This is a genomic window from Roseospira navarrensis (genome assembly GCF_009601025.1).
Lineage (GTDB): Bacteria > Pseudomonadota > Alphaproteobacteria > Rhodospirillales > Rhodospirillaceae > Rhodospira > Rhodospira navarrensis.
This window is the reverse complement of record NZ_WIVE01000042.1, coordinates 18,052-37,001: the sequence shown is the minus strand read 5'-3', so window position 1 is coordinate 37,001 and position 18,950 is coordinate 18,052. Positions and strand designations below refer to the sequence as shown.

Annotated in this window: 14 protein-coding genes and 1 pseudogene; 5 read left to right on the top strand and 10 right to left on the bottom strand. The window is 71.7% G+C overall.

Annotation, left to right across the window (positions count from 1 at the left end):
• Nucleotides 1–153 (top strand): annotated as a pseudogene (locus tag GHC57_RS13035) (IS1595 family transposase); the annotation flags it as partial.
• Nucleotides 154–230: 77 nt separating this feature from the next.
• On the opposite strand, the gene GHC57_RS13030 reads toward GHC57_RS13035, so the two are convergent.
• Genes GHC57_RS13030 through GHC57_RS13020 form a run of 3 tightly spaced genes read right to left on the bottom strand, consistent with a single transcriptional unit; the run spans nt 231 to nt 3,208 of the window.
• Nucleotides 231–698: a hydrogenase maturation protease gene (locus GHC57_RS13030; protein ID WP_153344925.1), complete on the bottom strand. Its 468-nt coding sequence runs from the start codon at nt 696–698 to the stop codon at nt 231–233.
• The gene (locus tag GHC57_RS13025; RefSeq protein WP_153344923.1) at nt 685–1,197 is read right to left on the bottom strand and encodes an RNA pyrophosphohydrolase; all 513 of its coding nucleotides are present in this window, start codon (nt 1,195–1,197) and stop codon (nt 685–687) included. Before GHC57_RS13025 ends, GHC57_RS13030 begins: the two co-directional genes overlap by 14 nt.
• Nucleotides 1,190–3,208: a divergent polysaccharide deacetylase family protein gene (locus GHC57_RS13020; protein WP_153344921.1), complete on the bottom strand. Its 2,019-nt coding sequence runs from the start codon at nt 3,206–3,208 to the stop codon at nt 1,190–1,192. Before GHC57_RS13020 ends, GHC57_RS13025 begins: the two co-directional genes overlap by 8 nt.
• Nucleotides 3,209–3,385: 177 nt before the next feature.
• On the opposite strand from GHC57_RS13020, the gene grxC reads away from it, so the two are divergent.
• Together grxC and GHC57_RS13010 are read left to right on the top strand one after the other, a co-directional pair.
• Nucleotides 3,386–3,652 (top strand): glutaredoxin 3, encoded by a 267-nt coding sequence (gene grxC / locus GHC57_RS13015; protein WP_153344919.1) that lies wholly within the window; start codon nt 3,386–3,388, stop codon nt 3,650–3,652.
• The gene (locus GHC57_RS13010) at nt 3,649–4,503 is read left to right on the top strand and encodes a carbon-nitrogen hydrolase family protein (RefSeq protein WP_170294871.1); all 855 of its coding nucleotides are present in this window, start codon (nt 3,649–3,651) and stop codon (nt 4,501–4,503) included. Before grxC ends, GHC57_RS13010 begins: the two co-directional genes overlap by 4 nt.
• A 17-nt stretch (nt 4,504–4,520) precedes the next feature.
• Here the strand turns inward: GHC57_RS13010 and GHC57_RS13005 are convergent, their stop codons facing one another.
• The gene (locus GHC57_RS13005; RefSeq protein WP_153344917.1) at nt 4,521–4,946 is read right to left on the bottom strand and encodes an HIRAN domain-containing protein; all 426 of its coding nucleotides are present in this window, start codon (nt 4,944–4,946) and stop codon (nt 4,521–4,523) included.
• A gap of 524 nt (nt 4,947–5,470) precedes the next feature.
• On the opposite strand from GHC57_RS13005, the gene GHC57_RS13000 reads away from it, so the two are divergent.
• Nucleotides 5,471–5,779 (top strand): helix-turn-helix domain-containing protein, encoded by a 309-nt coding sequence (locus GHC57_RS13000; protein ID WP_153344915.1) that lies wholly within the window; start codon nt 5,471–5,473, stop codon nt 5,777–5,779.
• A 116-nt stretch (nt 5,780–5,895) separates the two neighbouring features.
• Here the strand turns inward: GHC57_RS13000 and GHC57_RS12995 are convergent, their stop codons facing one another.
• The 4 genes from GHC57_RS12995 to GHC57_RS12980 all read right to left on the bottom strand — a co-directional run bounded on the left by GHC57_RS12995 (nt 5,896) and on the right by GHC57_RS12980 (nt 14,379).
• Nucleotides 5,896–9,198: an ankyrin repeat domain-containing protein gene (locus GHC57_RS12995; protein ID WP_153344913.1), complete on the bottom strand. Its 3,303-nt coding sequence runs from the start codon at nt 9,196–9,198 to the stop codon at nt 5,896–5,898.
• Between the two features lie 142 nt (nt 9,199–9,340).
• Entirely contained in the window at nt 9,341–10,933 is a 1,593-nt protein-coding gene (locus GHC57_RS12990; RefSeq protein ID WP_153344911.1) for a DUF1501 domain-containing protein, read from the bottom strand.
• Nucleotides 10,934–11,315: 382 nt separating this feature from the next.
• On the bottom strand, nt 11,316–11,834 hold the full coding sequence (locus tag GHC57_RS12985) for a hypothetical protein (protein ID WP_153344909.1): 519 nt from the start codon (nt 11,832–11,834) through the stop codon (nt 11,316–11,318).
• Nucleotides 11,835–12,333: 499 nt separating this feature from the next.
• The gene (locus GHC57_RS12980; RefSeq protein WP_170294870.1) at nt 12,334–14,379 is read right to left on the bottom strand and encodes a sensor domain-containing diguanylate cyclase; all 2,046 of its coding nucleotides are present in this window, start codon (nt 14,377–14,379) and stop codon (nt 12,334–12,336) included.
• Nucleotides 14,380–14,954: 575 nt separating this feature from the next.
• Here GHC57_RS12980 and GHC57_RS12975 point away from each other — a divergent pair.
• On the top strand, nt 14,955–15,920 hold the full coding sequence (locus GHC57_RS12975; RefSeq protein WP_153344905.1) for an NAD-dependent epimerase/dehydratase family protein: 966 nt from the start codon (nt 14,955–14,957) through the stop codon (nt 15,918–15,920).
• 25 nt (nt 15,921–15,945) lie between these two features.
• Here the strand turns inward: GHC57_RS12975 and GHC57_RS12970 are convergent, their stop codons facing one another.
• On the bottom strand, nt 15,946–17,421 hold the full coding sequence (locus tag GHC57_RS12970; RefSeq protein WP_153344903.1) for a mannose-1-phosphate guanylyltransferase/mannose-6-phosphate isomerase: 1,476 nt from the start codon (nt 17,419–17,421) through the stop codon (nt 15,946–15,948).
• A 67-nt stretch (nt 17,422–17,488) separates the two neighbouring features.
• Nucleotides 17,489–18,889 (bottom strand): phosphoglucomutase/phosphomannomutase PgmG, encoded by a 1,401-nt coding sequence (gene pgmG / locus GHC57_RS12965; protein ID WP_153344901.1) that lies wholly within the window; start codon nt 18,887–18,889, stop codon nt 17,489–17,491.
• Nucleotides 18,890–18,950: the final 61 nt, after the last annotated feature.

The following is an 18,950-nucleotide window of genomic DNA, read 5'->3' as shown; positions in this document are numbered from 1 at the left end:
CGCAAGCATCTGCAAGCCTACCTCGATGAGTTCGTCTTCCGCTTCAACCGCCGCCGCACCCGGCACGCAGCCTTTCGATCCCTACTGGGCACCGTCACCACCAAAGGACCCATCACCTACGATATGTTGATCGCGCCGGAAGCAAAGGGATAAGCCTTTTGGAGCATTTTATATACTCTGCTGCAACAGAACGCTGACATTTAATACTTTTTTTCACGTAGGGCGTTCGGCTACAGCGCCAAAGCCCGCTTTACCTCGTCAATCAGCCCCGGCAGAGCATTCGCCACCGGGGCGGACAGCGGCGCGCCCAGGTCCCAGGCCGCGCCCTGCACCCCCAGCAGCACAAGCGAGGCCGGCAGGCGGCCGAGCACGCGGGCCGTCTCCACCGCCTCCGCCACGCCGAAGGCATGGGACGACGTGCGGAACGCCCGGGCCATCAGGGGGCCGCTGTCAGGGGTAAAACGCAACAGGGCGCCGGGCGGTTTGCCCGCGTCCATGGCGTCCAGCAGCACGACGCGCGCCCGGTCCTCCCACAGCGCGATCAGGCCCAGGCCCTCGCCGTGGTGGGCCACCCGGTCCACGCCGCCCCAGGCCTCGCCCTCCAGCCGCGCCAGCGCCGCAAGCCCCAGCGCGTCGTCGCCCCGGTCCGGCTGGCCGACACCGATCACAAGGGGACGCGCGCCGTCAGGCGTCGGCATCCGCGCGCAGGCGGGCGAGAGTCGGGCCGAACGCCTCCAGGACCAGACCGTACAGGGTGCGCTTGAAGGGCACGATCAGGTCCATCGTGCGCGCCGGCGGCACCCACTGCCAGGCGGAGAACTCGGGGTGCTCCGTCTCCAGGTTGACGTCCTCATCCCGGCCCAGGAAGCGCATGAGGTACCACTTCTGCTCCTGGCCCCGGAAGCGCCCGCGCCACAGCTTGGCGCGCAGATCCTCCGGCAGGTCGTAGCGCAGCCAGCCGTCCGTCTCGGCGAGGACCTCGGTCAGGTGGGGCGGAATGCCGGTCTCTTCTTCCAGCTCGCGGCGGGCGGTCGCCAGCGGGTCCTCGCCCTTGTCGATGCCCCCCTGGGGCATCTGCCAGGCGTCGCTTTTGAAGTCGATGCGCTGGGCGACGAAGACCAGCCCGTCGGCATTCACCAGCATGACGCCGACGCCGCGCCGGTAGCGGCCCTCCGTGTTCGGGGCTCCGTCAGCCATGGTCGGCCGCTCCGTGTTCGGCGCTGGACTCGCGGGTCGGGGGCGGGGTCGCCGGGCCCTCGGGCGCCGCCGCGCCGCCGGAGCGGCGCACCACGGCCGAGACGGGCACCAGGGCCACGCCCGCCGCCTCCAGGGTTTCGATCCACTCCCGCAGCTTGGTGAACCCCAGCGGCGAGGCCCGCATCACGCCCACCGCCGTGCCGCGCGCCTGGGCGAGCCGGGTGAGGTAGTCCAGCCGGGCCTCGATGCTTTCGGCGAAGCCGCGCCGGTCCACCACCACATCCACGGCGGTCAGCGCCGGCAGGGACCGCAGATTGGCGGCCAGCGACCGGGTGGAGCCCTGATGGACGTACAGCAGCCCGGACTGGCGCAGAGCCTTGAGCACCACCTCCATGTTCTCGGGCGAGGCCGCAAACCGGCCATCGCCGTCCGCCAGCACGCCGACATAGCCGTTGGCCTGGGCCATCAGTTGCTGCATGCGGTCCAGGGTCTCCGGCGGCGGCAGCATGGTCAGCAGGCCGAGCGGCCCAGGGTCGTTGGCGGGGAACGACTCCCGCTCCATGGGCAGGTCGATCATGGTTTCGTGACCGGACCGGCGGGCGATCACCATGCGGTCGCTCAGCTCCGGCGTGTAGGGCGAGAACGACAGCGTGACCTCGGGCGGCAGCTTGGTGGCGGCGGCCTCCAGCGCGTCGGCCATCATGCCCAGGCCCTTGACCACGATCGCCACCGCCGGGCGGTCGCCCGGCGCGGGGTCGGGCGCGGCGTAGACCTGCCAGGGCAGCGTGCCGTCCTCGCCGATGCGGGGCATCATGCCGTAGGGCCCGCTGGTCTGCAGCGCGGGCACCGGGGCCGGGCGCAGCGGATTGCCCTTGGTCCCCGCCGCCACGGGGATCAGGGCGTAGGACGGCACCGGCGGCGCGCCGTTCAGGCGGTTGGGCGTGTCCGGCTCGGCGGGCGAGCGCACGCCGTCCGGCACGGGCAGCACGCCCGGGACGTCCGGCAGGTCGAGGTCCGGCGCGGCCAGATCGACGCGGGCGCGGACCCCCTCCCGCGCGGGGGTTTCCCCGGTGCCGTCCTCGTCGGCCATGGTGTCGGACATCGGGTCGGCGGGCGATGGGTCGGTGGGCGACGGGTCGGCGGGCGACGGGTCCATGGTTGCGGCGGGAGGCTCCGACAGATCCATGGTCGGCACCGCCGGGCCGGCGTCCGCCGTCTGCGTCTCGGGGCCGGGATCCGGCGCGGCCTCGGCGGCCGCCGGGGTTGCGGGCGCCGCGTCCGGCGCGGTGTCGGCCTGCGCCTGAGCGGCCTCGTCCGGAGCCGGCGCGCTCTGTCCGGCCGGCTGGTCCTGAACCTGCCCCGGAGCCTGCCCCTCGGCCTGGCTGCCCCCGTTGAGCCAGGGGCGGCGCGCGGCCGAACGGTCGGTGGCGGCGGTGGCGTCGGCCATCACGGGCGCGGGTTCGGTCAGGGGCGGCAGAGTCATCAGCACCCGGCCGGGCTCGACATAGATCGCCCCGCTCTCGTCCGGCGCATCGGTCGCGGCCATGGGGACCGACTCCGGCGCGGATGCGCCGCCGCCGAACACGCCGGCCGCGTACAGGCCGTACCCGCCGCCCGCCACGGCGAGCGCCACCGCCGCCGCGATCAGGCCCCGGCGGCCGCCCGCGCGGGCGCGCAGCGGGGCGCCGTCGATGTCGGTGAGGCCGGACAACGGGTCGTCGCCGCTGCCCCCCCGGGCCCCGCGGCCCGCGCCGAACAGACGGGCGATCGCGCTCGGGGCCTTGCCCGCGCCGTGGTCGGGTCCGCCCAGGGCGTCGTCGATGTCCAGGTCCACGTCGGGGCGGGTCGGCGGCGGGGTGCGCGGAATGGCCAGATCGGGGTCGTAGCCCGGGGGCGGTGCGTCGTCGTCGTCCAGCGGATCAACGCCCCCCGATGGCACCGCGAACGGATCGCCCAGCGGGTCCCTGGACCGACCCGTCCGGCGCCCCTTGGATATGCCAGGCAGTTTCACGACCGAGGGCCTCCCTGCTGCGGACTGCGCGCTTCTGCGACGGTGGCATGGTACCCTAGTCGGGCCGGGAATGAAATCCGCCGATCCGGTTGCGTCCGCCCGATCGCTTGACCCGTCGGCCCCGACCGCCAACATGCGGAGCACACCGTTCCGTCCTCTGACCGACGAGAGACCGCCATGGCCCACGTGGAACTGTACACCACCCCCATCTGCCCGTTCTGCCACCGCGCCAAGCAGCTTCTGCAGCGCAAGGGGGCGGCCTATACCGAGCACAACGTGATGCTGAACCCGGGCAAGCGCGCCGAAATGGTCGATCGCGCCGGCGGCGCCCGCACCGTGCCGCAAATCTTCATCGACGGCCGGCACATCGGCGGCTGCGACGAGTTGTATGCGCTGGACGGCCAGGGCGGCCTGGATCCCATGCTGCGCGCGCAGGCCTCATGATGGCCGCCCCGGGGCAGTTCGCCGACCGCCGCCCGTTCCGCGCCGCCGTGGTGCAGGTCAACGCCGGCAACGACATGGACCACAACATCTGGCGCGCCCTGGATGCCGTCCGCCGCGCGCGCGCCGGCGGGGCCGAGATCGTCATGCTGCCCGAGAACGTGGCCATGATGGAGCTCGGCCGCGACAACGTGTTGCGTCAGGCCCGGCGGGAGCCGGACCACCCGGCGCTGGCCGCCTTCCGCGACGTGGCGCGGGAAACGGGCGCCTGGATCAACGCCGGCACGCTGGGCATCCTGATGGACGACGGCCGGGCCGCCAACCGGGCCTTCCTGATCGCCCCGGACGGGTCGGTGGCCGCCCGTTACGACAAGATCCACATGTTCGACGTGGACCTGAGCGAGTCGGAAAGCTATCGCGAGTCGGACACCTTCCAGCCCGGCGACCGCGCCGTGGTGGCCGATCTGCCGTGGACCCGGCTCGGCCTGACCGTGTGCTACGATGTGCGGTTCCCGTACCTGCACCGCGCCCTGGCTCAGGCGGGGGCCGAGGTGCTCTCGGTGCCGGCCGCGTTCACCGTGCCGACGGGCGAGGCGCACTGGCACGTGCTGTTGCGCGCCCGCGCCATCGAGACCGGAAGTTATGTCCTGGCCTCGGCGCAGTGCGGCGTGCATCCCCACGACCGGCGCACCTATGGCCATGCGCTGGTGGTCGATCCCTGGGGGCAGGTGCTGGCCGACGCGGGCGAGGCGGATTTCGAGATCCTGCACGTCACCATCGACCCCGCCCAGGTGGCCGAGGCGCGCCGCCGCATCCCCGCCCTGACCCACGACCGGACGTTCCAGGGACCTTAATGCGACGCGCCCACCCCTCACCCCGCTGGCACCCGCAGCGCGATGGTGAACCGGATCGCGTTCCAGCCCGGCGGATGCACGGCCGCCACCGTGGCCCGCAGCGCCTGGCCGTCGTCCATCAGGGCCGCGAACGGCGGGTTGCGGACCCGGGGTACGTAGCCGAGCTTCACACCCTGGGCCGTGAAGACCTCGATGGCGCGGGCATCGTGCGGGTTGGACGGCTCGCGCTTCAGCACCAGGGCGTCCCCCGGATGCAGGCTGTCCCGGACCCGGGCCGCCTCGTAATAGGCGGTGCCGGCCACGTGGGTTTCGATCAGGGGCAACCAGCGGGGCGGGGCGCCGGGGACGATCGAGGCCACGGCGGGCGCCGGCACGACGGCGCCAAGACCGAAAGAGGCCGCGCCTTCGAAAAGGCGGCGGCGGGAGACGGAAAGCGGGGGCATCGGACATCTCCGGATCAACAACGACCCGGATATCGTGCCGCGCAGCAATGACAGATCCGGTCACGTGTCCGCCCATGGTGGTTCGCACAGCGTCTCCGCCGAACGGCATAGACCCTTTTTCGCATCCGCAAAAGAATTGCGGGCTTGTCAAATTTCTGTCAGATTTTTGACGTCGGCCGGTCGTTTTGGGGACCGGCGGACCGTCTCCGGACCCGGATGGCTCCGGGCCCAGGATGTTTCGGCTGCATGTCAGCTATGCATGACAGTTCGGTGACATCCGGCCCGCCCGTCCGTTAGGCTTCGGTTCCACGTTACAGATGATCATCCCCACGGTTCGCCATGTTGACTGTCGGGGTTCAGTATTCGGCCGGCGCGCGTGCGTGTCCGGCCTGTTCATGCGTTCGCCCGCGGCCGGCCCGTTGATGCCGGACCCTGGGCGGGGCGCGCCCCGCACGCGGCCTCATCCGCCGAGGCCGTGCCGGGCCCGCCGCACACTTGCGAGAGACGCCGAGGAGGATGATACCGTGGGCATGACCGTTGAGGGCGTTTTGTTGACCCCGGAGGCGCGGGCGAACCTGCGTGCCGGGGGGACCTATCTCCGCCAGCTCCGCCAGGGGCGCGAGATCACCCGGACCGAACTGGCCGAGCAACTGCTGAGCGTGACCGAAGCCTTCGTCGCCGACGTGGAAGCCGGACACATCCGCCTGCCCGCGCACGAAATGGGCCGCTGGGCGATGGTCCTCGGGGTGCGCCGCGACGTGCTGGCCGACGCCCTGGGCCGCCTGTACGAGCCGCTGCCGTTCGACGCCCTGTGGGCCAAGGCCGCGGCCTGATCCGCGACCGTCCGTCTTCTTTGCCTGTGCAGAAAACCCGGCCGTCGTTCGAAGCGGCCGGGTTTCTGGTGTGCCGGGGGTGAACGCCGCCGGCGAGGCCGACGCCCGAGTCGGCCTCAATACACCCCGTCGCTGGGCCCCAGGCGCTGCAGGGTCTGGTTCAGGCGCTCCGCCTGCTCGCCCGTCAGGCTCGGGCCCATCCAGCCGTATTCCTTCAGCAGACCCATGCGGGCGTCGAGCGAGGGCGGCTTGACCCGATAGGCGCCCTCGGCCAGCCGCAGGCGCGCCTGCCCCGTGGTCATCAGGCGTCGGTCGCGCACCGGCGGCGCCTTGACGGCGGACGGGCCGGTGACCATCAGCAGGGTCGGCGGCACACCCTTGCCGGGGCGCTCCCGCTCGAACCGCTCCGCGATCGCGCCGCGGCGCTCCAGCAGGCGGGCGGCCTCGGGATTGCGGGCGAGGCGCGCCGCCTCGAACGCGGTCAGCCCCCGGGCATCCGGCCGGCCGATCGACGTTCCGCGCTGCAGCAACTCGCGCAGGATGCGGGTGTCGCGGCGCTCGGCGGCGATGGTCAGGGCCGTGCGGCCCTCGCGGTCCACGCTCAGGGGGTTGGCGCCGTCCTTCAGGAGGGCCGTGACCGCCGGACCGTCGCCACGCCGGACGGCGTCCAGCAGCGACAGGTCCTTGGGCCGCAGGCCCGGCCGCATCCCCTCGGGGCCACCACCGGCCCCGCCCAGCACGACCCGGCCCGCCGGACCCCGCGCCTCCACGGTGGCCTCGGGCGGCAGCACGAGGATATCGCCGAAGGACAGGCGCGTGCCGGGCTCCAGCGGCAGCACCACGTCCTTGCCGCGCGGCAGGATGCCGGCCCCGCGCGCGGTCAGGATCTCGGCGCCCTCCAGCCAGCCGAGCAGGGTCTCCGGATCCAGGCGGTCGAAGGGCCGCATGCCCCCGCCGCCGCAGCAGGGCAGGCCCAGTTCGCCGCCGCCCAGCAGGCCCCCGGGGCCATCCCTGGGGCCGCCCTCCAACCCGGGCAGACCGCCGCCCGCCTGCGCCCCGATGGAACAGCGCGGATCGCAGCGGGGAATGTCCGGCCGGCAGTCGTTGCCCAGGCGGATCGGACCCGGCACGCCGCCGCCGCCCAGCCCCGGCAGGTCGCCCCGCAGGCACTCGATGAGCGGATTCGGCACAAACTCGCAGATGTTCAGCACCCGAAGCACTTGATGGCCCCCGACGGACACCGTCACGCGGCACGGATCGCCCCGGTCCGCCACACCCGGGCCGCTGCCGGGCACGACGTCGTCCTCCAGGCAGTCGATGTAGCGGCTGGCGTCGGCGAGGGTGTCGGCGTAGCTCTCGCACATCTCCTGGTACGAGCAATCGTCGGGCTCGTTGCAGACCCGCAGGCGCGGAATCTCCAGCGGGCGGGCCGCGGAAATGCCGGTCAGCATGAACTGCGGCGACTGCAGCAATGCGCCGCAGACCTCGCGCAGCTTGCCCTCCAGGTCGGCGGGCGTGAACAGGGTGGTGGGCGCGGTCATCGGCACGGTCAGGCTGGTGTCCGCGCTGAACACGGCGCTCAGGGCCGCGATCTCCGCCAGTCCCGTGTCCTGCGCGGCCGTGTCCTCGATCCACCCTTGCTGGATCACCCAGTCCTTCAGGGTCAGGATGACGTCTTCCAGGATCAACGGCCGATAGGGGTTCTCGGCGTCATAGACCGCGATGGCGTCCATCAGGCGGTCGATCCAGTCGGTGGAGACCCCGGGCGGTTTCTCGCAGGTGCCGAGGGTGGCCTCCCACGCCAGCAGGGACTGGAAATCGACACCCCGTGTGCCGGTGCGATCCTGGGACCAGAACTGGCCGATATCCCGCATGAACGACGACGAGGGATACCCGGAGCCGCCGTACGGGTTCGGATCCGGCCAGTCCAGCGCCCGCGACACCATGGTGAGCAGGGTCAGCGGCGCGTGCCGGTGGATCACCTCGCCCTGCCCGTTGTGGAACAGGCGCGGGTCATTGGGATCGTCGAAGGCCGAATCGGGCAGGCGCGGGTCCTTGGCCACCCACGGATCCAGGATCATGGGCAGCACATAGGTGTCGTTCACCGTGTTGTCGGGCGCGCGCCGGTTGGTGTAGCCGCTGGTCAGCACGGTGGCGAGCAGGCTGCTCAGGGACCAGTCGTCGGCCAGAAACACGTTTTCGGTCAGGTTCCACAGGGCATCGCGCTGGGCCTCGTTGCGCGGGAAGTACAGCGCGATGGTCAGGCGCTCGCCGGTCAGGTCCTCCCACACATGGTCCACGACGGTCATGGCGACCTGATAGGCGAAGGCCACCGCCGCGTCATCGGGCATGGGCGGGGCATCCCCGCCCGAGGGCGTCAGCAGCAGGCCGTCCGTTCGGTAGCTCTCGATGCCCTGGCGCAGCGTGTCCTCCAGCGCGACCACGCCGAGGTCGTCGCCCGATAGCCCGGCGAAGGCGACCCCGGCCCCGCCGTTGGGCGACAGGGCGCGATAGCCCACCCGGTCGCTGGCCTGCTGGTCGGTCACGCAACTGGCGTCGATGTTCCAGGGGCGCAGCCCGGTGCCGCCGGTCTCCGCCTGATCGGAGCGGAACAGGTTGAAGGTGTTGGTCGGCATGCCGCCGCTCGCCGCCCCGAACAGGGCGCCCGACAGGTTGATGGGCGGCGCGTACAGCCGGTCCCAGCCCGAGCCCGGGCCGGTGACGGAAAAGGTCTCGTTGTGGCAGGCCAGGCAGCCGATGGAACGGGTCAGGTAGACGTGGGTGAAGGTGGTGCCCACGGTGGCGCGGGCCCGTTCCGGCGAGGTGAACCGACCTCGGGCCATCGCCATGGAGAACAGATGGGCCCGCATGACCACCGACAGGTCGTCTTCCTGCAACGCGGAGAGGATCACGTCGGCCATGTTGAAGCCGTCGCCGCCCACGGGCTCGCTGGCGGTGGCCGGATCCTGCGCAGCGATGAAGCGGGCCAGCGATCCGCCGTCGAACACGGGTGTGCCGTCCGATGTCCGCCGCATGGGCTCGGCGAAGCACGCACTGGCCTGCCGCCGCTGCCCGGCGCGCTGGACCTGAAGGTTGTCGAGCAACAGCCGCGACCAGTGGATATAGAACTCCTCGCGGCGGGTCAGCATCTTGACCATCGCGGCGCGCCCTTCCAGCGCGGCGATGTCGCCGAGCAGCTTGACCTCCAGAGCACCGCGCGGCTTGCGGCCCAGCAGCAGGGGCACGACCTCGCGCGCGAAGGCATAGTCGCCGTTGTCGTCGGGGATCGGCTCGGGGAAGGCCGCCGCCTGAGCCTGCGCCGAGGATGTCGGCAGGCCGAGGCCGAGGGCCAGCCCCAGCAGGAACACCGCGGCCAGGAGAGCCGGACGGCGGTGGGTCGAAGGAGCGATCTGCGACATCGTGGCCCCCGTGTCGTGCGGTCTAATACCGGCCCGACTGGGCCGGCGCCGCGAAGCGGCGGAGGCGATGAAACGGACGAGTCCGGGTCATCGCCGATCAGGAAAAGCAGGGCGGACAGCCGGGCGGGCTGGGTCCGGCGGCTCAAAGCCCGAGGATATCGGTGGCGATGGTCTGGGCGTTGCCGGTCTCGCTGCCGATGTTCACTTGCGGCCCGAAGTCCAGCGTGCCGAACAGCTCGCTTTCGAACGGCCAGACGCCGCCGGCCATCAGCAGGGTGCCCCGGATGTCGGTCGGCTTGTACCAGGCGCCGTCGGGCGCCGTGCCGTCCGAGCTGTCGCCCGGGTTGCTGGTCATGCCGCCGACGATCGCGCGGCTCGTGATCGGGCCGCCGATCAGGATCGCCACATAGCCCGCCGGCCAGTGCTCGCGGCCCCGGTCGTTGCCCTGGTAACTGGTGCGCCGGGGCGTGCGGCCGAACTCGGCGTTGATGACGATCATGGTGTCATCCAGGTTGATCCGCGTCGGATCGGTGCCGGTGGGATCGATGGCCTGGGACAGGTGATAGAGCATGTTGAACAGGTTGGCGTTGGTGGCCCGCACCTGCTCGAAGGCCGAACTGACCACGCTCGCGTGGGTGTCATAGGGTGGCTGGCTGCCGCCGGCGATCTTCTCCACGCCGCCGTCGGCGATCAGCACGTGCCGCGCGGGGTTGCCCGGATCGGTCAGCAGGCGGCGGGCCAGATCGATGGCCGTGGCCGGGCGGTTCGCCACATCGGCGGGGTCGGCGTCGCCGGCCTGCTTCAGGCAATAGGGCATGGTGTCCACGTCCAGCACCCCGCCCGAGAACAGGCTCACCAGCCCCGGCGCGTTATAGAGCGACTCCACGGCGGCATCGTAGGCGGTGAACTGGGCCGAGCGCACCGGCGGCACCATGGCGCCATGCCGGCGCAGGCGGTCGCGGTACTGCCCGCGCAGGGCGTCCAGCAGGTCGTCGCGCGCGGGCGACAGGCCGGGGCGGGAGAGCCGCGCCTCCAGGTCGCTGGCGCCGCCGATCTTGACCATCAGCGGTCGTGATCCGCCGGGATGCGTGCCGGTGGCCAGCGCCGCCGTGTCCGTCATGCCGAACTGGGCGATGTTGTTGGGCGAGAGCACATAGGCATGGGGGATGGTCCGGCCCGGGTCCAGCGTCATGCCGCGATGCTGGAAGGCCGCGCCCATGCCGGCGTGCCGCGGCGTGCCCAGACGCGAGCCGGTGATGGCGTAGGGAATGGCGGCCTCGTGGATCGGAATCGCGGGCGAGTCGTGCTTCTGCACCACCATGCGGGTGCGGTCCATGATCCCGGAGTCCCAAAGGGGCCGGGTCGCCGGTCCCCAGAAGATGTCGTTGCCCAGGCTGTCCTGACCGAACGAGACCACGCCTTCCGAGGTGGGGCGCTCCGATGCGGTGGCGGGACAGAGCCAGTCCGTGGCCGCCATCTCGGCGTCGAAGCCGCGCCAGTCGGGATTGGACGACGGCCCGCGCACCCAGAAATTCTCCCAGATCGACGGCGCGCCGTAGCAGTGGATCTCCAGGATTCGGCTGGGCGTGAAGCCCGCCGGCATCAGGCCGGACGGCACCTCGCCCCAGGTCGTGTTGCCGAGGGCGGCGCGGGGCAGGATGGCGGGGAACCCGGTCAGGGCCGCCACGGCGGCGGCGCCACTGCGGGCAAGGACGGACCTACGGGTCGGGTGCATGGCTCGGCCTCCCCCTCGCTCTCCCCCGGACGCGACCGCCGCGCAGGCCCACGCCTCCCGGTCTTCATTTCGTTCCCGAGATGGTGCCTGATGAAAAGCGCAGGTTCAAGCCCCGGACTCACTCCGCCAGGGCTCCGCACTGGGATTGCCGTTCCGTGACACGGTGGAAGGGGACCCCACCTCACGAGATCCTTCGGTCGCCCCCGGCGACGCGTCGCGTCGCCGCAAAGGCGCGCGACCATCGCACCGATGGTCGCGGGGGCTCCCTCAGGATCACCCCCTAAAATTGAAATGCGTCATCCTGAGCCGCCATCGGCGGCGAAGGATCTCGGGCGGTGACTCGACCCATGACACCCCTGTCATCCGGGTTCGGAGCCCGGACTCACTCCGCGGCGTGGGGCGGCGCCGTCTCCGTCCCGATGTCCTCGACCACATCCACCGGCAGGCCGCGTCCGGCCTCGGGCCAGGCCCCCCGCGCGACCCGCGGACGGACCGCCCGGCCCAGTCGCCGCAGGGCCCTGTCCAGCAGGGCCGGACCGGCGAGGTCCAGGCGACGGGCGAGCCGCTCCACGGCCTCGTCGCCGGCGGCGCCGTCCCGCACCGCCTGGGCGAGCGCCCCGGCGAGCAGGCGGGCGTCCTGGGTGTCGGCCGGGGTGCCCACCGAGCCCAGGGCCAGGGGCCGGGCCGCCGGACCCCGCGCGGCCAGCACCACCATCAACGCATCGAGCGGCATCAACGCGCCCAGCAGGCCGGCGGCGCCGAGCTGGCGCACCACCCCATCGGGAAACGGCGCGGGGCAGCCGGGGAACCGCCGCCACGTGCGCGCGGCCTCCAGCAGGGTTTCACCAGGGGACCCCGCCGCGACAGGGCCGGCGGGAAAGGGAATCACGGTCCGGGACATGGCGGGGATCTCTGTGATCTTGGGGCGCGGCCTCGGCGCGGGTTGAAAAAACCGGCGACCGGGCGGGGGAGACGGGCCCGGCCGCCGGAAGGTGGTCAAGGTTTCGCGACCCGGACCGGCGCGGCAGGCCGGTTGGCGCACAGACAGGCGCCGCGAGACCGGGGCCGCACCAGCCCTGACCCGCGCGACGGTACGTCACTTGCGAATAATTCGCAATATCAATTATACGAGACACGGGCGCTCACCGGCTCGTCGCGGCGCCGGCATCGGACCCAAGCGCTAAGAACGGCCTTCTTCATGCCGGACGGGGCTTGCAGCCCCGTCCGGACCGTTTCGCCCAATGGATGGGGATGAAAGCGCTCCGGGCGGGAGTGCAACTCCCGCCCGGCATTACAAACGACATCAGCCCGAAACAAGACATCGCGTGAAGGACAAGGCCCCCTTCGCCCCCTTCCGGATCGAACATCCCGTCTGCCCGTCCTCGTCACATGCCGCGGGTTCAGGACTGGCCCTCGGGACACGCCTCATGGACCGGCTGGCCGTCCACCTCGACGCGGTTCCGGCCGCCCCGCTTGGCCTGGTACAGCGCCCGGTCGGCCCGGTCGATCACGCTTTCGGCGGTCTCCCCATCCTGCAGCAGGGCGGCGCCAAGGCTCAGGGTCACACGATCGCCGGTCGCGAACGCCGCACTCTCCACCCCTGCCCGCAGCGCCTCCGCCAGGCGCACCGCGCCGTCCCGGTCGGTATCGGGCAGCAGAATCACGAACTCCTCGCCGCCCCACCGGGCCAGGATGTCGGTCTCCCGCAGACGATCGGTGAGCACGCGCACGATCTCCTGCAGCACCCGGTCTCCGACGCCGTGCCCGTGGCGGTCGTTGATCCCCTTGAAGTGATCCACATCCGCCAGGATGACCGACAGCGGCGCGCCCTGCCGCCGGCTGCGCAACACCTCATGATCCAGATGCCGCGCGCCCCGCTGGCGGTTGACGGCCCCGGTCAGCGAATCGTGGTTGGCCTGGTATTCCAGTTCCACCAGAAGCTCATGCTGGCGCGAGATGTCGTTGAGCATGGTCAGGCGGTAGGACGTGCCGCCGCTGGTGATGAGCGCCGTCGTCCATTCGCAGATCATGTTGCGCCCGTCGGGCAGCTTGACGCCCATCTCGATCGGATGGGTGCGGGCGCGGTCATCTGCGTCGCGCAGAATTTCCAGGCGGCCTTCCGCGTTCGGGAAGAACCCCAGCTCGACCGTGGTGCGTCCGATGACGTCCGCGCGGTCCATGTCGAGCAGGCGCAGGAACGCATTGTTGACATCCAGGAACCGGCCCGTCTGGGGATCGGTGATCGCCATCAGGGTGGCGTTGTCCAGGAACACCCGCTCGAACTTTTCGCGCAGCAGGGACAGCTCGGACAGGTCCCGGCTGGAGGTGAACAGTGCGGGCGCATCGTCCCACGTGCCGGCCACCACCCGGGTTTCCACCAGCACCGGCGCGCCCTCCCGGTGGCGCAGCAGGAACTGCACGCTGCGCGCCCGGCCCGAGGCAATGGCGCGGATGCGCGCACGGCCGTCGGCGCGGCTGCGGCGGGCCAGCAGGCGGAACACGGACCGGCCGAGCAGGTCGGCGCGCCGCCACCCCAGACGGTCGGTCACGGCGTCGTTCATCTCCCGCACCCGTCCGCGCCCATCCACCACCAGCAACAGGTCCTGGGACAGCGTGAAGAACGCCCGCAGGTTCTCCAGGCTCTGCTGCTCGCGCGCCCGCGCCGTGCGCTGCTCAGTGATGTCGTGGGCCACGCCGATGATGGCCTGAATCCGGCCGGCCTCGTCCACCAGAGCGGTGTCCTGCCACGCCAGCCAGCGCCAGCCGTGGACGGTCCAGGCGCGCTGCTCCAGGTGGACGCTGTGGGGCGGATCGACCAGCCGCGCCATGGCCGCGGCCGTGGCGGCCCGGTCCTCCTCGTGCACCAGCGGCATGAAGGTCTGACCGATCAGCTCGTCCGACGTGCGCCCGAAGGTCTCGCAGTAGGCCGGGTTGACGTAGAGGAACCGGCCCTCGGCATCGATCTTGACCATCAGGGCCGACTGCTGTTCCGCCAACAGGCGGTATTCCGCCTCCTTCTCGGCCAGCGCCCGGGCGGTTCGGCGGCGAGTCGTCACGTCCGTCCCCAGAAGGAGCACGCCGCAACAGCGCCCCTCACCGTCGCGCACCGGCTCCAGCCGAAGGGTGCACACGGCAGCGCTGCGCGGCGACTCCCCGCCCGCCGCGCCGATGGGGACGTCGGCCAGGTCGGCCGGACGCCCGGCGTCGACCGTCTCGTCCATCATCCACAGCAGGCTGTCCGGCAGGCCGAGCGCATCCACGCGCTGCCCGGCCAGGGTCTCGGCGGGCCGTCCGAGAAACGCGGCGAACGTCTCGTTGGCCCGGATCATGACCAGATCGGCCCCGACAAACGCCACCGGACACGCGTTTTGATGGAACAGCGCCTCCAGGACGGGCGCGGCGGCCAGTCCACGGCTGGGATCGGTGAAGGGCGGCGCACCGGACATGGGGACTGTCAGCCTTTCGCAATGTGGGAGATCACAGAGGCGCATCCCCAAAAGTTGTGCTTGCGCCAACGGAACCACCGAACCAGCCCCCAGACGCTATTTTAAAGTGCATACAACTGCAATATGCAAAAATTGAACTGCATCCATGTCAAAATGTAGGCGTTTCCCTGGCGGTCGCACGCCGTTCAGCCGTTCTCATTTGTGGCCGCGCTGCCTCCGAAGGGTCCTGCCGGGAGGTCCAGGCGCGACCCGAACTCCCTCCCCTGGATAGGGGAGGGCTGGGGTGGGGTTGAAAAAGCCCGTGGGGTTGATGCGGCAAGTGGGGGCCGCGCGGACATGAACGCGCCCCCCTCCCAACCTCCCCCCGAAGGGGGGAGGCGGAGAACAGGCCGGCACCGGCCGCAACCGGGGCTCTCCCTCCATCCTGAGAATTGCTGCACGCCGTTGACGCCCCTCCTCCAGGGTCCGCAGAATGCGCGGCCCGGCGGTTGCACCAACGGCGTCTGACGAGACACGTCAGCGGTCGTGCCGGCCCCGCCCGCCTGCCCGCCTCGCTCAGTCCTGGAGCCCGTCCCATGGGAGACCCTCGCCGCGCTGTCGCCGTCACCGGAGCGACCGGCTTCATCGGCCGCGCCCTGTGCCGACGCCTGCTGACCGCCGGCCGGCCCGTGGTGGCCCTGACGCGCGGCCCCGACCCCCAGGGGTTGCCGGACGGGGTTGAGGTCCGGCCGATCGGGGACCTTGCGGACGCCCCCGCCGCCCCCGACGCCCTGGAGGGCGTGGACGCCGTCGTTCATCTGGCCGCCAGGGTGCACGTGATGCGCCCGACTCCGGCCGATGCCGACGCCTTCCACCGCGTGAACGTGACCGCCACGGAACGACTCGCCGAGGCGGCCGCCGCGCGCGGCCTGCGCCGGATGGTGTTCGTCAGCACGGCCAAGGTTCACGGCGAGGGCGGCGCGGATACGGTCTATACGGCGGACGATCCGCTGACGCCCGAGGACGCCTACGGTCGCTCCAAGGCGACGGCCGAAACCGCCCTGCGCGGGGTCGAGTCTCGCACCGGCCTGCCGGTCACCATCCTCCGCCCGCCGCTGGTGTACGGCCCGGGCGTGCGCGCCAATGCCGCCGCCCTGGCGCGGCTGTGCGACACGCCGTGGCCCCTGCCCTTCGGGGCGGTGCGCAACGCCCGCAGCCTGATCGCGCTGGACACCCTGGCGGACGCCATCGCGGTCGCCCTGGACGCCCCGGCGGCGGCCGGCCGCAGCTATCTGGTGCGCGACGGCGAGGATGTCTCCACCGCCGAGTTGATCCGCCGCATCCGCCGCCTGCAGGGCCGGCCCGCGCGTCTGGTGCCGGTGCCGCCGGGCGTGTTGACGCTGGGACTGCGCGTGCTGGGCAAGGGGGGTGTCGCCGACCGCCTGTTCGGCTCGTTCCGGATCGACGACGCGCCCATCCGCCGGGACCTGGGATGGACCCCGCCGCTGACCCTGGACGAGGGACTGGCGCGCATGCTGGCGGGCGAGCCCCCTTCCTCGTGACCCCGCTCCTCGTGACACCACCCCGTCAGGATGCGGCGCCGGTTCCGCTGGAAACGCGGCCGTACCGATCCTCCAGCCGCACGATGTCGTCCTCGCCCAGATAGGTGCCCGACTGCACCTCGATCAGGTGCAGGGGGACCTTGCCCGGGTTCTCCAACTGGTGGACCTGCCCGGGGCGGATGAAGGTCGATTCGTTCTCGCCCAGCAGGACGGTTTCCTCGCCGCGCGTCACCCGCGCCATCCCATGGACGACGATCCAGTGCTCGGCGCGGTGGTAGTGCATCTGCAGCGACAGCCGCTCGCCCGGGTGCACCACGATGCGCTTGACCTGATAGCGCTCGCCCGCATCCACCCCGCGATAGCTGCCCCAGGGCCGGTGCACGGTGGTGTGCAGGCTGAATTCCTGGCGGCCGGCGGCCTTGAGGCGGTCCACCACCTGCTTGACGCCCTGCGCCCCGTGGCGCGGACAGACCAGCACGGCATCGTCGGTGGCGATGACGATCACGTCCGACAGCCCGCTGACGGCGACCAGCCCGGCCTCGGACTGAACGTAGCTCGACGCGGTGTCCTCCAGGATCACGTCGCCCCGGCTGACGTTGCCGTGGGCGTCCTTCTCGCCCAGGTCCCACAGCGACGACCAGGCGCCCAGGTCGCTCCACCCCATGTCCACCGGCACCACGGCGCCCCGGCGCGTGTGCTCCATGACGGCGTAGTCGATGGAGTCCGACGGCGCGGTGGCAAAGGCCGTGGCATCCAGACGCAGGAACGTGAGGTCGGACGCCGCGCCCTCCAGCGCGGCCCGGGCCGCCGCCAGGATGGCGGGCGCGTGGGCCTCCAGCTCGTCCAGATAGGCCCGCGCCGACAGCAGGAAGATGCCGCTGTTCCAGGAATAGGACCCGTCCGCCACATAGCCGCGCGCCGTCTCCTCGTCGGGCTTTTCCACGAATCGGTGCAGCGCGAACGCGCCATCCGCCCCGGGCAGCGGCGCCTCGGCCTGGATGTAGCCGTACCCCGTCTCCGGCGCGGTGGGCGTGATGCCGAAGGTCACCAGCCGGCCGGCCTCGGCGGCCTGTCGCCCCACCGTCAGCGCGGCGTGGAAGGCCGCGACGTCCTGGATGACATGGTCGGAGGGCAGCACCAGAAGCAGCGCGTCGGCCCCGCTTTCGGCCGCCGCCAGCGCGCGCAGGGCCGCGACCGCCACCGCCGGCGCGGTGTTGCGGCCCACCGGCTCCAGGATGATCGCCTCGGGCTCGCATCGGATGGCGCGCATCTGCTCGGCCACAAGGAAGCGGTGCTCGTCGTTGCAGACGATCAGGGGCGCGGCGAAGCCGGGTCCGCTCACCCGCGCCACCGTCTGCTGGATCAGCGAGTGCGCGCCCCCGGCCAGCGGCAGGAACTGCTTGGGATAGCCGGCGCGTGACAGCGGCCACAGGCGGGTCCCGGACCCTCCGGACAGCACGACGGGGATCAGCGGGCGCTCGGCGGACGTCGGAGAGGTCATGGGGCGGGATCCTGCTTTTTTTTTGCCGTTTGGGAAGACCTTGGGCCGGACCGGGGCCGGTGCGGACCTACGAGAGCCCGGCCGCGGCCCGCAGCGCGGCCGGGTCCAGACCCTCGCGGCTGACCTGGGCCGCGATCTCGTCCACCAGAGCGCCGAGGGCGGCCTGGTCGGGCGCCTCGGCCCGGGCCACCAGCACGGCCTGGGTGTTGGAGGCCCGCAGCAGCCACCACCCGCCATCGCGGGAAACGCGCACGCCGTCCACCTCGGACACCTCGGCGCCGGCGGCCTTCAGCCGGGCGCGCACGCCGTCCACCACGGCCGCTTTTTTCTCGTCCGGGCAGTCGATGCGCAGTTCGGGCGTGTTGAGGGGACGCGGGATGGTGTCGAACCAGTCCGCCAGCGTGCCCGGCAGCCGGGCCACCACGGACAGCAGCCGGACGGCCGCATACAGCGCATCGTCGAAGCCGTAATACCGATCCGCGAAGAAGACATGGCCGCTCATCTCGCCGGCCAGGGGCGCGCCCAGCTCGGCCATGCGGGTCTTGATGAGCGAATGGCCGGTGGCGGTGATGACCGGCTTGCCGCCCATGGCGGCGATCTCATCGAACAGGGTCTGGCTGGCCTTGACGTCGGCCAGGATCGGCGCGCCGGGGTGGGCCTCCAGCACCTCGCGCGCCAGCAACAGAAGGTACTGGTCGCCCCACAGGATGCGCCCCCGGCCGTCGATCACGCCGAGCCGGTCGCCGTCGCCGTCGAAGGCGATGCCCAGGTCGGCCCCCTGCTCGGCCACCGCCGCCTGAAGCTGACGCAGGGTGGCGGGATCGGTCGGGTCCGGGTGGTGGTTCGGGAAGCGCCCGTCGATGGCGGCGTTGATGACGGCATGGCGGCCCGGCAGGCGGGCGATCAGGCGTTCCGTCAGGACCCCGGCGGCGCCGTTGCCCGGGTCCCAGACCACCGACAGCGGCCGGCCGCCCGGCGTAAACCCGCCGTCCAGCGCGGCCAGATAGGCGTCGGAGACATCCTCGTCCCGCCGGGACCCCTGTCCGTCGGCCCAGGCGCCGTCGGCGGCAATGGCCCCCAGACGTTCAATATCGCCGCCGAAGAAGGGCTTGCCCGCCAGCATCATCTTGAAGCCGTTGTGGTCGGGCGGATTGTGCGAGCCCGTCACCTGGATCATGCCCGTGGTCTTCAGGTGGGCATGGGCGAAGTAGGCCATCGGCGTCGGACCGAGGCCGACCCGCACCGCCGACGCGCCGGCATCGCTCAGGCCCTCCACCAATGCGGCCTCCAGGGCCGGTGAGGACAGGCGGCCATCGAACCCGACCGCGACCGACGGACTGGCGTCCACGGCCGCCGCCTGGGTGGCGAAGGCGCGCCCGATGGCGCGGGCGTCGGCCTCTGACAGGGTCTCGCCGACAATGCCCCGGATGTCATAGCGGCGCAGAATACTGGGGTGGAAGACGTGCATGAAGGGCCGGTCCTTGGTTGATTCCGGCCCGCCCGGGCCGGCGCCGCGACGCGGCGGAGGC